Origin of the sequence: Nostoc sp. (assembly GCF_036917465.1) — a bacterium.
Taxonomy (GTDB): Bacteria; Cyanobacteriota; Cyanobacteriia; order Cyanobacteriales; family Nostocaceae; genus Nostoc.
On record NZ_JBALDL010000031.1, the window covers coordinates 1 to 15143 of the forward strand.

The 15143-nt window shown below is 41.0% G+C and carries 11 protein-coding genes; 7 read left to right on the forward strand and 4 right to left on the reverse strand.

Annotated elements, in window-relative coordinates:
• Positions 1-136 precede the first annotated feature (136 nt).
• Both V7K38_RS06440 and V7K38_RS06445 read left to right on the forward strand, forming a co-directional pair.
• Positions 137-817 (forward strand): hypothetical protein, encoded by a 681-nt coding sequence (locus tag V7K38_RS06440; protein ID WP_334856352.1) that lies wholly within the window; start codon positions 137-139, stop codon positions 815-817.
• Between the two features lie 164 nt (positions 818-981).
• The gene (locus V7K38_RS06445) at positions 982-1359 is read left to right on the forward strand and encodes a hypothetical protein (RefSeq protein WP_334856354.1); all 378 of its coding nucleotides are present in this window, start codon (positions 982-984) and stop codon (positions 1357-1359) included.
• 273 nt (positions 1360-1632) lie between these two features.
• On the opposite strand, the gene V7K38_RS06450 is transcribed toward V7K38_RS06445, so the two are convergent.
• Both V7K38_RS06450 and V7K38_RS06455 read right to left on the reverse strand, forming a co-directional pair.
• On the reverse strand, positions 1633-3300 hold the full coding sequence (locus tag V7K38_RS06450) for a transglutaminase family protein (protein ID WP_334856355.1): 1668 nt from the start codon (positions 3298-3300) through the stop codon (positions 1633-1635).
• 336 nt (positions 3301-3636) lie between these two features.
• Entirely contained in the window at positions 3637-3765 is a 129-nt protein-coding gene (locus V7K38_RS06455; RefSeq protein WP_334856357.1) for a hypothetical protein, read from the reverse strand.
• A gap of 17 nt (positions 3766-3782) precedes the next feature.
• Between V7K38_RS06455 and V7K38_RS06460 the strand changes: the two genes are divergently transcribed.
• The 4 genes from V7K38_RS06460 to V7K38_RS06475 all read left to right on the forward strand — a co-directional run bounded on the left by V7K38_RS06460 (position 3783) and on the right by V7K38_RS06475 (position 9833).
• Positions 3783-6665: a cation-translocating P-type ATPase gene (locus V7K38_RS06460; protein WP_334856359.1), complete on the forward strand. Its 2883-nt coding sequence runs from the start codon at positions 3783-3785 to the stop codon at positions 6663-6665.
• A gap of 206 nt (positions 6666-6871) precedes the next feature.
• On the forward strand, positions 6872-7990 hold the full coding sequence (gene recF / locus V7K38_RS06465; protein WP_334856418.1) for a DNA replication/repair protein RecF: 1119 nt from the start codon (positions 6872-6874) through the stop codon (positions 7988-7990).
• 524 nt (positions 7991-8514) lie between these two features.
• Positions 8515-9630 (forward strand): acyltransferase family protein, encoded by a 1116-nt coding sequence (locus tag V7K38_RS06470; protein ID WP_334856361.1) that lies wholly within the window; start codon positions 8515-8517, stop codon positions 9628-9630.
• Positions 9631-9656: 26 nt separating this feature from the next.
• Positions 9657-9833 (forward strand): hypothetical protein, encoded by a 177-nt coding sequence (locus V7K38_RS06475; protein WP_334856363.1) that lies wholly within the window; start codon positions 9657-9659, stop codon positions 9831-9833.
• 190 nt (positions 9834-10023) lie between these two features.
• Here V7K38_RS06475 and V7K38_RS06480 read toward each other — a convergent pair whose 3' ends face one another.
• Entirely contained in the window at positions 10024-10485 is a 462-nt protein-coding gene (locus V7K38_RS06480) for an MgtC/SapB family protein (protein WP_334856365.1), read from the reverse strand.
• Between the two features lie 834 nt (positions 10486-11319).
• Here V7K38_RS06480 and V7K38_RS06485 point away from each other — a divergent pair.
• Positions 11320-13689: a putative PEP-binding protein gene (locus tag V7K38_RS06485; RefSeq protein ID WP_334856366.1), complete on the forward strand. Its 2370-nt coding sequence runs from the start codon at positions 11320-11322 to the stop codon at positions 13687-13689.
• 213 nt (positions 13690-13902) lie between these two features.
• Here the strand turns inward: V7K38_RS06485 and V7K38_RS06490 are convergent, their stop codons facing one another.
• Positions 13903-14562, reverse strand: coding sequence for a DUF1361 domain-containing protein (locus V7K38_RS06490; RefSeq protein WP_334856368.1), 660 nt, complete (start codon positions 14560-14562; stop codon positions 13903-13905).
• Positions 14563-15143 lie beyond the last annotated feature (581 nt).

Below are 15143 nucleotides of genomic sequence, written 5' to 3' on the forward strand. Positions count from 1 at the left end.
AATCACAATCAAACTAATATATTTTAAGCATTCGCCCAAAACTACCATATTTTGGGTTATTTTTATCAGATTTTTCTTAACATTCAACACTTCTGCATCAGGATATTTATTCTAAATCAAAGTGGAGATAATCAATATGAATAATCTCATTAGACTTCTTCAAGATATTAAAGATAACCCAGTCATGTATTTAGAGAAGCCATCAATTACTTATCTCCATTCATTCCTAATTGGGTATTTAAGTACTCGAACTGAGATGGGATTAGATAGAGAAGGTTCTGGAATTGAAGGCTTTCAAGAGTGGATACAAAAAAGAGAAAAAACTAATGTTTCACAATCATGGGCTGGGATACTTATATTTTCCTGTGGTAGTGAGAAAAATGCTTTCCATAGTTTTTTTGAACTGTTTGAAAGGTTTTTAAAACATGACGAGAGTTCAAAAAAAGATGAGAATGGAAGAAGTCTTAACTATTCTGGTAATGATTTGAGAATTTCTGTACGTCCTCTCTATGAGCTTCTGGGTAGTATTAAGAAAAGACCTGGAATGTACTTAGGTAATAATTCCATTACTAAGCTAGATATGCTTCTACGAGGATATAGTCTAGCTCAAAGAGAAGTTGGTTTACCCCTAACTTACCAGGAAAGAGAATTTGAAGGTTTTCAATCATGGATTGAAGAAAAATATGGAATTAAGTCAGGTCAGTCATGGTCTAAGATAATCCTTTTCTATTCTCTAGACGAGTCCGAGGCACTAGAGAAATTTTTTGAATTGTTTGAAGAATACTTGAATAGGAACAAGAGTTCAGAAGTAGACTAAAATAGTGATTAAGCAAAGAGTATTAAGGTGTGTTAGCCTACGGCATAACACACCCTATTCGCTAGATTAAATTGAAGTAATCAATATGAATAATTTCTCTAGACTTCTCCAAGAGATTAAAAATAACCCAGTTATATACATAGATAAGCCATCAATTACTTGCCTTGATTTCTTTGTTGGGGGGGTATTTAAGTCAACTAAGTAACTTAGGATTAACTCCCGAAGGCTACCCAATGGAAGGATTTAATGAATGGATGCAAGAAAGAGCAAAAATTAATACAACTCAATCTTGGCTTCAGATAATTCTGTTTCGTTCTAGTAGTGAAAAAGATGCTTTCTATAATTTTTTTGAATTATTTGAAAAGTTCATAAAGCAGAAAAATAATTCAAAAAAGCAAGAAAGTGAAGACATTTTTAGGCTTCGTCAGGATTTGATGTTTCCTCAGTTTGATATTTACAAGGAGATTTTAGGTGCTATAAAGAAAAGACCAGGAATGTATCTAGGAACTAGTTCAATTATTAGACTAGATATGCTTTTATGAGGATATAGTTTTGCTCGAAGAGAAGTTGGCGTACCTCCAACTGAGCCAGAAAGAGAATTTGAAGGTTTTCAATCATGGGTTCAAGAAAAATATGGAATTAACTCAGGTCAATGAGGCACTACAGAAATTTTTTGAATTATTTGAAGAATACTTGAATAGGAACAAGAGTTGAGAAGTAGACGAAAATTGTGGTTAAGCAGAGAGTATTAAGGTGCGTTAGCCTATGGCATAACACACCCTACTTTTTCAGGGTTCTTTTCCCAATGCCCTAATTTAAAAGGGCGGCAGTTCTTTAAGAATTGTGAACCGAATATGATTAATCGCCAAATCACCGATGGGGATATCTTCTTTGCTTAACCGCGCACCTTTGCTTGTGACGGTTTCAAAGGTGATACCTTTGCCAATTTCAATGTGATACCAGCATAAACCCATAAAAAAGCGCGTCGGATAAGGGCCACCTTCACCGATATCGTCAGGATTTGATTCCATTGGCAACCAACCAATATTCGGGACGTAGAATTCCAGCCAAACATGATTAAAGTCGGGTTGTAGCGGCACTCCTAGTAAGTCACTATGGGCAGGGCATTTGTACCTACCGACAGTCCGGCAGGGGATGCCATTTAAACGAGATAGGGCAAGTAAAACGCCTACATATTCGCCACAGGAACCAACGCCCCGTTCTAAAACTATATCTGGTGTGTCAATGTAAGGTTTGATACCGTAAGATAACTGATCGTAGACGTAATTACGAATGCTGTGCATTTTCCGCAACACATTGGTTTCAGAACCAATGGCTTCTCTAGCACCACGGCGAACAATGGGAGTATCCATTGATAAATCGTCGTCATCTACTAAGTAGCGCGTTTGTAATTCTGGGGAAAGTTCGGGTATATCTTCTACATCTCTGGGTGTGATGCGATACTTAATTCCTCGAACTTCCAAAAGTGCTTTCCAGCCAAATATATGTCGTTCTCCTGGAGCAAGAGAATCAAATTTGAAGACTGCTACGCGTTGCCCTTCTACGACTTCTTCAGTAAAGGGTATACCAATTGGTTCAACGTGTTTTACCTTTTGACGCTCAGTTTCTGATGGTAGAGCGATGCGCCATTCTACATCAGGTAAATAAACCTCGTCTAAAGGGGCAATTTCCTCGGCATAAGACATTTCAATCAGATAGCCGTTAGAAAGAGCGTAGCGCTTATCTGGCTGGTAATGATAATACAGGGGATGAATGAAAGTGCGATCGCGGAACGTTAGCTCATAACTCGGATCGGCATTGGGATTATCCCGAATATAAGCCTCCTCTGAGGCATAAGCGACATAGATTGTTTCTTTGCCTGTTTCGCCATTTTTATGGATTGCAATGCCTGTTGGACATTCAAAAGGTGTTAGAACACTAAATTGCAGCTCTCCCGTGGCCCTGTCCATCGCGTAAACTGATTGTTCGGTGCGATCGCAAATCCAGAGCATTTCCTGAGTCACTGCCAAATTCTCTATCCCAACTCCAGGGGCATAAAATCTGGTAATCTCTTTTCGGGTTTCGCGGTCATAAATCAGAATGTAGCCGAGCCTTTGGGAACTGACATAAACTGTTGTTTCCCAAACAGCAACACCATCAGCCTGATAAGGCAATGTCACAAAATGTTCTAAACCCAAGGCATTGAGTTTGCAAAAGTAAACACTATTTTCGCGGCTCACCCAGAGGGTATCCTCCCACACAGCTATCCCAGTCACATCGGTAAATTCTTTAACTTGATGGGGGTTGATAATTTTGCTGTTGTCAGAGGTGGGATCGATCTCCAGTAGATGCCCTTTAATACTATCAATGGCAATAAGTCTATCTTTAATGAAAGTAATGCCACACAGGGTAGCAGCAGTAAGCGGTCGAATTGTTTTTTGCCCAAACATCTGGCTAACGGTCGTGGGAAGTGCAAAACTCATATTAAGCATATTTGTTGAATGGTTTAGCACGCCTGGGTAATTCCAAATTCAAAATTCGGCTGGAAAAGTTTGCTAGATCAAGAAACCCTAATGGCACTCCAGTTTACTAGAGTAGCGAAATACACAAAGGACTGGCTCAACTTTCCGCAAAATTAAAAATAGAGAAATGCAATCGTGCCATGCATCCTGGCTATTGACTACAGGATATAAATGCAAGGAATGGCAGCCTAAAATTAATTGTGGCATATCCTCTGTAACAAAGCTTTAAAGCTCTATTACTCAAAATTATCGGTAAAATATGTTGCGATTAACTCTTTCGTGAGAAATAATACTATGTCAAGCTAGGAGGAATTTACAAATCTTAAGAATTACATATACATTCATATAACTGGGCGATCGCCTTAATGTAACTTTAGGAGATGCAATTCCTGCCATCACTAAATTATGATCGAATTTTGTAACCATTTGCTGTGACCTACACGATGTCTGCTAATTCTCTGCCTGAAGGTGCCGCCGTTTGGCATAGTTTAGAAGTTGATAAAGCGCTAGACCTGCTCGATAGTAATGCAGACAGTGGCTTAACACCCCAAGAAATTGAAGAGAGGTTGCAAAAGTACGGCCCCAACGAACTTGAAGAAACTGCTGGGCGTAGTACTTGGGAAATTTTGCTGGATCAGTTCAAGAACATTATGTTGTTGATGCTGATTGGCGTAGCCCTGATTTCTGGGTTTTTAGACCTGATGCGTTTGCAGTCAGGCCATTTGAAGCCAGGTGAAGTGCCATTTAAAGATACGATCGCTATTTTAGCAATTGTCATCCTCAATGGCATACTAGGCTATGTCCAAGAAAGCCGTGCCGAAAAAGCCTTGGCAGCTTTGAAAAAAATGACCTCTCCCTTAGTGCGAGTCATCCGCGACGCTAGACTGGTGGAGATAGCAGCCAAGGAACTAGTGCCAGGGGATGTAATGCTGCTAGAAGCTGGGATGCAAATAGCCGCAGATGGACGTTTGATAGAACAGTCTAATTTACAAATACGTGAGTCGGCATTGACTGGTGAAGCCGAAGCGGTGAATAAACAGGCATCACTAAAATTGCCGGAGGAAACATCATTAGGCGATCGCCTAAATGTCGTCTTTCAAGGAACCGAAGTAGTCCAAGGACGCGGCAAAGTTCTGGTGACTAACACCGGAATGACAACAGAATTAGGCAAAATTGCCACCATGTTGCAAGCGGTGGAAAGCGAACCTACGCCGTTACAGCAACGGATGACTCAACTGGGTAACGTCCTAGTTACGGGTTCTTTAATTCTGGTGGCGATCGTCGTCGTCGGTGGTGTCATCAAGGACAGAGGTTTTAAAAACATCCAAGAACTCTTGGAAGTTTCCTTGAGTATGGCGGTTGCTGTGGTACCAGAAGGTTTACCTGCTGTAATTACCGTAACTCTGGCACTGGGAACCCAGCGAATGGTACGCCAAAATGCCTTGATTCGCAAATTGCCAGCAGTGGAAACTTTGGGTTCTGTAACCACCATCTGTTCGGATAAAACCGGTACACTGACGCAAAATAAAATGGTGGTGCAATCGGTTTTTACCAATAACAAAACTTTTCGCGTCACCGGCGAAGGTTATACTCCCACAGGAGACTTTCAGTTAGATGGTCAAAAAGTTTCCTTAGAGGACTCTCCAGAAATTGCAGCCTTGTCAGTCGCCTGTGCTATTTGTAATGACTCTGTGTTGCAAAAAGAACAAGGCGAATGGGCGATTTTGGGAGATCCGACAGAGGGGGCATTGTTAACACTGGCGGGAAAAGCTGGAATCGAAAAAGACCAGTGGAACAGTAAATTACCCAGAGTTAGGGAGTTTCCCTTTTCCTCAGAACGCAAGCGGATGAGCGTGATTACTCAGGTAGAGGGAGTTGCTACAGGTGAAGCATCTTCGAGAGGCATTGATCCAGCGAATGCCTCCGGCACACCAAAGGTGAACGCTGGTTTTCTCCAATCTGAACCTTACTTAATGTTTACCAAAGGCTCTCCAGAGTTAATCTTGGCACGTTGTACTCAGATTCATTTGGGCGATGACACAGCCCCCGTGACTGAAGCACAACGCCAGAACATTTTGGCAGAAAATGACCTTAAGGCGAGTAAAGGTCTGCGGGTGTTAGGTTTTGCCTACAAACCCCTCACAGAAATTCCACCAGAAGGTTCAGACGAAACATCTGAGCAAGGATTGGTATGGCTGGGATTAGTGGGAATGCTAGATGCGCCACGCCCAGAGGTAAGGGCAGCCGTGCAAGAATGCCGAGAAGCTGGAATTCGCCCAGTGATGATTACTGGCGACCACCAATTAACCGCACGAGCGATCGCTACCGATTTGGGAATTGCTGAGGAAGGCGCACGTGTTCTCACAGGTCAAGAATTGCAGCGAATGAGTGACCAAGAACTAGAGCAAAATGTTGACCTGGTGAGCATCTATGCTAGGGTTTCCCCAGAACACAAACTGCGAATTGTCCAAGCATTGCAACGTCGGGGTCGATTCGTAGCGATGACGGGGGATGGTGTTAACGATGCCCCAGCCCTCAAACAAGCTGATATTGGGATTGCAATGGGTATTACTGGTACTGATGTCAGTAAAGAAGCCAGCGATATGGTCTTACTTGATGACAACTTCGCCACCATTGTCAGTGCAACCAAGGAAGGTAGAGTTGTTTACACCAATATCCGCCGCTTTATTAAATACATCCTGGGCAGTAACATTGGTGAAGTTCTGACAATTGCAGCTGCACCCTTAATTGGTTTGGGAGGCGTTCCCCTTACCCCCTTACAAATTTTGTGGATGAATTTGGTGACAGACGGTTTACCAGCTTTGGCATTAGCTGTGGAACCTCCAGAACCAGATGTAATGCAACGTCCGCCTTTTAGTCCCCGTGAAAGTATTTTCGCTAGGGGATTGGGTTCTTATATGATTCGCATTGGGATCATTTTTGCCATTATCAGCATTGCTTTGATGTGGTGGGCTTATCAACATACCCATGCAGCTGGGTATCAAGGAGATCCAGAGACTTGGAAGACGATGGTATTTACTACCTTGTGTATTGCCCAAATGGGACATGCGATCGCTATTCGCTCCAATAACCGACTGACCATCGAGATGAATCCCTTCTCTAATATATTTGTACTAGTGGCTGTTGTTGTCACCACGATTTTGCAGTTGATGCTAGTTTATGTCCCACCCCTGCGAGATTTCTTTGGTACTCACTATCTCAATATGCAAGAATTGGGAGTTTGTATTGGCTTCAGTGCCTTAATGTTTGTCTGGATTGAAGCGGAGAAGATATTTTTGCGGATTATGGGCAAGAAGGCTGTGTAAATCGGGAATTGGGAATTGGGCATTGGGCATTCATTGAGTATGGGGCATGAGGCATTAATTATTCTCCTCTGTACCTCTGCTCTCCTGCTTCTTGTTTGTCTTTCTCCTTTCCAATGTCCAATACTTCTCTACGAGAGGCTAGGCGAACGCTCAGTACAAGTCCCACCAATGCCCAATTCCCAATGCCCCATGCCCAATCCTCATCTATGTACCTGAAAACTCTAAATCTCCGACAATTTCGCAATTACCAAGACCAAAAGATTGAGTTTAATGCTGCTAAAACTATTTTGGTAGGTAATAACGCTCAGGGAAAATCGAATTTGTTGGAGGCGGTAGAGTTGCTGGCGACATTGCGATCGCACCGGATGACCCGCGATCGCGATTTGGTTCAAGAAGGGGAAGCCATAGCCCAAATTAATGCCACCCTTGAGCGACAAGCAGGTGTTAGTGAACTGACTTTAACCCTGCGCCGCAATGGTCGCCGCAGCGTTGCGATAAATGGTGAATCTATCCGCCGTCAAATGGATTTTCTTGGCGTTATCAATGCAGTCCAGTTTTCTAGCTTGGATTTAGACCTAGTACGTGGCGGCCCCGAAGGTCGCCGCAATTGGCTAGATACACTTTTAATTCAACTAGAACCTGTTTATGCTCACATTTTGCAGCAGTATAACCATGTTTTACGCCAGCGAAATGCCTTTTTGAAAAAAACTCAAGACTCAGAACTCATTACTCAGCACTCAGAACTAGCGGTGTGGGATGCACAGTTAGCTACAACAGGAACTAGGGTAATTAGACGACGCGATCGCGCTATACAAAGATTAGCCCCTATTGCTAGTGCTTGGCACGCTAGTATTAGCGGCAGTACAGAAATTTTGCAAATCAATTACGTGCCTAATATTCCTTCAGAAGATAACCATCCAGAAGAAGTGCAGCAAGCTTTCTTAGCAAAAATTCAACAGCGAGCCGTTGCTGAAATGCACCAAGGTACTACTCTTGTCGGCCCTCATAGAGACGAAATCGAATTAACTATTAACCAAACACCCGCTCGTCAATACGGTTCTCAAGGTCAACAACGAACGCTAGTTCTAGCCTTAAAACTAGCAGAATTACAATTAATTGAAGAAGTCGTCAAAGAGCCACCATTGCTATTACTTGATGATGTTCTTGCAGAACTTGATTTATCCCGTCAAAATCAATTACTTGATGCCATTCAAGACCGCTTTCAAACTCTAATTACTACTACTCACTTGGGTTCTTTTGATTCCCAATGGTTGAAGTCTTCCCAAATTATTTTTGTGAAAGCCGGAGAAATAATCCCAAATTGATCGTGATTTAGGATTAGCCCTTTCGAGGTGACTCCAAAAATCTCTTTTTATTGCCATTTGATCAAAATTACCTGAGTTCGACGTAAAAAAATGCCCAAAAGCCTTATCTATAAGGCTTTTCACTGAAAAACACACTCGGTCTTTGTTTTCAACAAGGCTCCTATAATGATAATAAATATTCTATTCTCAACAAATACCTTTAATTATCAATAATCGCTGTAAGAAAGCGCCTATATCATTTGGTCTGAAAGCTTATCAGACCAAATTTTCAAGCTAATTTCTTATATCGAACTCAGGTAAAATTAGGATTTTGACAAAACAACTTGCAAGTGGTAGTATCATAAGTATTTTTACTTAAGTTGAGTTTCTGCTATGTCAAAACTTTGTCTGGAGTATTATATAATCAAAATTAAGAAAAAATAGAATGTGCCTGTATAAATGCGGTATGCTCAAATAACTTACTGGATTATTTATCTCACAAAGTATTCAGCTTGTTTTGTCGCACCATCAAGGAGTAAAGATTCTTGGAAAAATCGTTAAAATCTTCCCCTGGAAGTAATCCAAAGACTTCGGCTGATGCAAATGCACACTCAAAATTCTACATACCATCTCTCGATGGGATAAGAACTGTTGCTTTCCTAATTGTCTTTTTATCCCATGCAAAAGTTGCCGAGCTTTTTCCCGGAGGCTTTGGCGTAACAGTATTTTTCTTTCTCAGTGGCTATTTAATAACAACTATTCTCAGGCGAGAGTACGATCGCTATCAAGCTATTGATTTTAAATTATTTTATACTAGACGAGTTCTGCGTATTTGGCCCTCATTTTACCTAGTGTTGTTGTTAGGAACTGCCTTAACTATCGTAGGATTTATTCATGGAGAAATTCATTTATCAGGGTTTTTGTCTCAGTGTCTACACTATAACAATTACTATACAATTTTTTATGGCAATGGAACTACTCCCGGCAGTGGCGTATATTGGTCTCTAGCTGTCGAAGAACACTTTTACTTACTTTTCCCACTGCTGTATCTGGCTCTACGTAAGCTGCATGTAACTCCACACAGACAAATGCTAATTCTTTGGGGATTATGTTTAGCGGTCTTACTCTGGCGGTGTCTTCTGGTTTATGGTTTTGGAGCATCTTCAGATCGTATATTTTATGGGACAGATACTCGGGTAGATAGTATTTTATTCGGTTGTGCATTGGCAGTTAATAATAACCCCATGCTGGATGAACAATATTATTCTAAAAAAATATTGAACTATTTCTTGCTGCCTATAGGAATAATCTTGATTATTTTTTCATTTGTATATCGCATACCTGAGTTCCAACAAACCTTTCGTTATACTATACAAGGAATTGGATTATATCCCATCTTTGTTACCGCTATTCGCTTTCCCAATTGGGGATTATTCCCTCTACTCAATTTAAATTGGATGCGCTTTTTGGGTATGCTATCCTACTCTCTGTACCTTGTCCATTACACTGTGATTTTTGCTGTTGGCACATATTTACCCCAATTCAATAAATTTATTCAAGCAGGAATTGCTCTATTAATTTCTTTTGGATTAGCATATATAATTTACCACTTTATAGAGTTGCCATTGGGACAGCTACGCAAAAAGTTTTCACGGGCATAACAAGTTATATAGCGGTTCTCGGTTGAGTGAGTTACACCCGTAGAGGCACGGCAGTGCCTATAGGTGTCAACTTAAGCTCAAACACTTATCCCACAGGCGTTTTACCTCACCCCTCAATCCCCTCTCCAAAATATCGGGGAGGGGAGATTTTGCGTCAGCAAAGCCGGGGTGGGGTGACGCGGATCTTGACGGCAAGTGAGTGAACTTAAGATCGTTTATTCACAAGGGTTTCACGTCAAGTTGACACTAATGGGCAGTACTATGCTCTTACACTACGCGATTAATCTTGTACCGCATCTGAATGGGAACCGCTATAAAAGACAGCCTTTTTTTAATAATTCGTAATTCGTAATTCGTAATTATGTTTTGTAATGGGGATTTCAACCTGTTTCACTATTGATGATGTTTTTCTAACCTTTTAAAAACGTGGAGAATCAGAAAAGTCAGCAGAGTAGCAATCAATCCTAACTGCCACAAACCACAGCCAGCAGCAATACCTAATGCAGCTGAGATCCAAATAGCTGCTGCTGAGGTAAGTCCGTGAATTTCAAGTCGCTGTGATTCTTGAGAAGATTGGCGCACAATTTCTCCTGCACCGAGAAATCCTATACCAGTCGCAATCCCCTGAATAACGCGGCTAAGTGCATCAGGAGTAGTTTGTAATCCTCCTGCTTGAATAATTATTAAGGTAAATATAGCTGAACCTAAACTCACTAGCGTATGAGTTCTTAAACCGGCCGGTTTGCCACTAATTTGCCGTTCTAAGCCGATAATTGCTCCAATAGCCAATGCAATGCATAGTCTGAGGCTGATATTTAGCCAATCATTAGTTGCAAGGTAGTAAGTGTTTGACAATGCTTAGTCTCGTATAGAGTATTCTATATACTAGGTTAACTGGTAATATTTGTATTAATAGAGTTTAATCCAATGAGGCACTGCAATAGCTGCTCTCATATTTTGATTTTATTAATTCATGAATGCTTTTTGACCGACTAATTAATATATTTTATTATTAGGGTTATTTTTCAATACAGCACTTCCTACTACTATGAGGGAGAGATACTTGAGATGCTATTAGTAGTCTGTCAAGCTAGTAATGAAAAGTTTGTAGTAAGCACAAAGCGTGCTTAGAAAATCAGGACTGAAGTCCTGACTACGAAATTTTTTACCCCAGATCAACGATAATTGAATCAATTAGTGTACTTAATAAGTTCGGTAAGTGCTGTAATATACTTTCTGGAAAATAAATTGAGGTTTGCATTGTGAAATTATGGCAATGCTCATAATTTGGGCAAATTACATGGCTTTTAAATTTATTAAATACTTTTTCGACTATTTAAAATGACTAAATGATATAAAATTTTACCTTAAATTGCTAGATTTAACCCATACACTCAATAATTAAATATGATACCACCATGTACAATTTCGTAAAAGAACTAAATCTCCGATTATAGAGAAGTGAGGCAAAATGAAGGCAAAAATTTGATTTCCAAAGGAGTCTAATTACCAGTAATACATTGCGTAAATAGCAATTAGCCACTAACAAAGTCGATAAATTCAACGAAAATGCTAGAAACTATTGCTATTCAGAAGTGCTGATTCAGGAGTCAGTGGATTAACGACAGATAACGTACCAGGAGGGCATAGCTATGGGTACAAATAAACAACTGACAACTAACAAATTGAGTGGATAAACTCTACTGGCTAGACCAAATTAAACTACAAGACCGCGCTAAAGTAGGTGACAAAGCGTTTCACTTGAGCAAAATTATCCAGCGTGGCTATCCGGTGGTGTCTGGTTTTGTCGTTTCAGGGGAAATCTTACGACAACTTCTCGAAAATCTCAACAGTTCAGAGTCATTAGTGGCTGACTTACCCCATTCTTCATTACACCTAGATGTCACTAATTGGCGACAACTTCAGCAGGTGGCGAGTCGCTTACGTCAAGAAATTTTGACTGCGACAATGCCACAGCAGTGGGTGAATACAATTTTCCAAGCAGCTAGAGAGTGGCAAACTGGCTGTTTGATTCTTCGACCTACTTTAGCAGTATCAATTGCTAACCCAGGGATGAAGAATATATCGGGTTTGCTAGAGTCGGTGTTTTGCCAGTGCGAACCTGAAGCGATCGCTTGGGCATTAAAACGCACCTGGAGCCAGATATTTCGTGCCAGAAGTCTCCTATATTGGCAACGGGCAGGAGTTAATCTGCAACAAATAAATCTAGCAGTTTTGGTGCAACCTGTTGAGAATGCGATCGCCAGTGGTTTGCTCCAAGCCAACTCTTCTGGCTGGGAAATTGAGGCTACTTGGGGATTAGGAATTGCGATATCTCTTGGTGAAATCCAGCCAGATGTCTACTACATTCAACAGGAAACTGGAGTTGTCCTTGAGCAACAATTGGGCAATAAAATGCTGGCTTATGGTGTGGATGATGCAGCACCTGAAGCTTTTTCACAACCCGCGCCTAACTCAGCGCTAACCCCAGATCATACTTGTCTGATTACCTACGTACTTCAGGAAGCCCAGCAAAAACAGTACGCTTTACAAGAAGAATATTTACAACAAATAATTGCTCTGGGAACTCAACTAGTAAGTGAACTAGGTAAAACTTTTACCATTAAATGGACTATTGCTCAACAAACCACATCTAACAAGCTCTACATTACACAAGTTAGTTCTTCCCAATCCGTAATTCCCCACAGACACTTCATCAGAGGACTAGGAGCAGCAGGGGGACGTGTTGTAGCGACTGCCCTGGTAATTACTAATTCGCAACAGAAACCCGAAGAACTACCCAAGGGAGTGATTTTAGTAGTACCAACAATCACTCCTGATTGGCTACCATTACTACACCAAGTTGCTGGTATTATCACAGAACAAGGTGGATTAACTAGCCATGCTGCCATTCTTGCTAGAGAATTAAGGATCGCAGCCGTCGTAAACGCAAAATTTGCTACAACTTTAATTCAAACAGGCGAACGACTGCTGCTTGATGGCGACAGAGGAGAAGTTTATCGAATCAAAGGAGACTCAAAGGAGGAGATGGAAAAAGGCAGAGAACAGGAAGGTGGAAAACTGGGAGGAGAAAATTTTCTTTCCCCAAATTACTCCAAAGCGCTCCATTCTTCTGCTGTTACTACTCATCTACCCATGATTGCTACCCAACTACTGGTTAACTTGAGTCAGTCCAGTTTAATAGAAGAAGTGCAAAGCTTCCCTGTGGATGGGGTGGGATTGTTGCGCTCAGAATTGATGATATTAAATATATTAGACGGACAACATCCTAATCGTTGGATTTTAGGTGGTCGTCAGGCAGAATTATTAGAGCTATGGTCTGAGCAGATTATGCAGTTTGCTCGTGGTTTTGCACCCAGACCAATTTTTTATCGTTCTTTAGATTGGCGATCGCAGGATTTACCATCATTGAGCGATAATTTAGAATCTTCGCCGCAGTTGATGTTGGGTGAACGCGGCACTTTCAGCTATTTACGAAATCCCGCAGTATTTGAGTTAGAACTACAAGCTTTAGCGAATGTACAGCAAGCTGGCTACAGTAATGTGAATCTACTGTTACCCTTTGTGCGGACTGTCGAAGAATTTGTCTTTTGCCGTCGCAAAGTTGAGCAAGCTCTTTTAACTCAGGTAGCGCAGTTTCAATTGTGGATGATGGCAGAAGTGCCAAGTGTCCTGTTTTTATTGCCGGAATATGTGAAAGCGGGTGCAGCCGGAATTTCTATTGGTACAAACGACCTGACGCAATTATTACTAGGAGTGGATCGAGAAAAAGGACAGCTAGGAAAAGTATTTAATGAACGTCATCCAGCAGTGATGAGTGCGATCGCTCAACTGATCCAAATGGCTAAAAGTGCCGATATACCTTGTTCAATCTGCGGTCAAGCACCAGCCCTCTATCCAGAAATCATTGATAAATTAGTGGAATGGGGGATAACTTCCATTTCTGTTGAACCGGAAGCAGTGGAGCGAACATATCAGGCGATCGCTCGTGCTGAACAACGCCTAATTTTAGCAGCCGCACGACGAAAACTTCATTAAATACAATACACAATCATGGTTGTTATGAAAGTCTTAATTACGTTTAGCTGATTTGCTGGCTTGGTTAGAAGCGGTTCAGAATTAAATTAGTTGCTGGTTGTTCAGGTTTTAGGTTTTTGTTGTGACAAGCCTACACCTACCCCTTCGCCAAGGGTTCCGTCGTTTGCGAAGTGTTTTGATGGGCAGCAAAAGCAGGTGTAAGTACTTGACTCATCAAGCATTTGGAGTGTTAGTATCGGTTGATTGTGACTCGATAGGATATACATTTTTGGGTTGCCTAACAAAACCCAAAGTCACTCGTTTCATAATCCAGTACAGTCCGATAAGAATCACAAAACTGATAGCGATAATTACTAATGGCTGTTTACCAAGAATTTCTTCTACTCCTTTAGTTATTACGGCATCGGGTTGAGTAATAAAATCCCAACTGTTGAAACGTAAAAATCGCCCCCAATAGACACCAACAGCGCAGAGAAAATGGGTAATCAACTCAACGCGCCAAATCCATTGGCTCTTGCCGATCCTATGTAAATAGTGACCCCAATTAATTAACGATATTACATAGGCTTCAAATCCACCTAGAATTACTAGCAAATACACAGGAATTAGTACCAAAGTAATCATCCACACCGATTGAATCGTGCGGATATCATCTATCAAGTGAATTACATCGGTCAACAAATATGGTGCATTTGGTAAAAAAGCATAGAAAACTAAGAATCCTAGCCACCAAAGCCAAGTGCCACCACGCCTCATGCGAAATAGCCACACACTCAAAGCTAAAGGTATAAAAGCTAGAAATAAATTCCAAGTCATCCAACTCATATTAATTCGCAATACTTGTATAACTCTGGCTATCAATTCTTCTTTCATAGGTGCTAACTCAGAAGACGTTTGATTGATCTAGATTTTCTTTGTAGTGTTAGTGTTAACTTCAGTGATTGACTGATGATTTTTTACCCCCAAGGAAATTTATTTACTCTAAGAACAGAGAAGGCTTTTGTGTCACTTAAAAGGAAATGCACATTGATAAGTAGGTAGGCGTAATTAAATATAAGATAAAACCTCACCCTCAATCCCTCTCCGATACTTTGGAGAGGGAAGCCGGAGGCAGGGTGAGGTTTTATATTTAATTTGACCCACTTAGTTATATGTCTAAAGTTTAGAGTTTTTATGTCTTTCATAGAGGGAGATGAAATTTATCAATCAATCAGCTTAAATCACTAGTATAGCCAGAAAATGATCGGGGTAAAATCTCCCACTGAAACGAAGCCTGAGCAACAAAAACGCTGCAAATAACTTCTAGTGGACTTTTTTAATTACAATGTTGCCCCTGTCCTGACTATTATATTAATTTCATTTTGCCCTGCTAGAGTTCCAGAGGCACCTGAGAGCTTTTGCCAAGGCCGCCCTGTGTACACACAAGTTATCCGATTCCCAAGTCCTCAAAACCC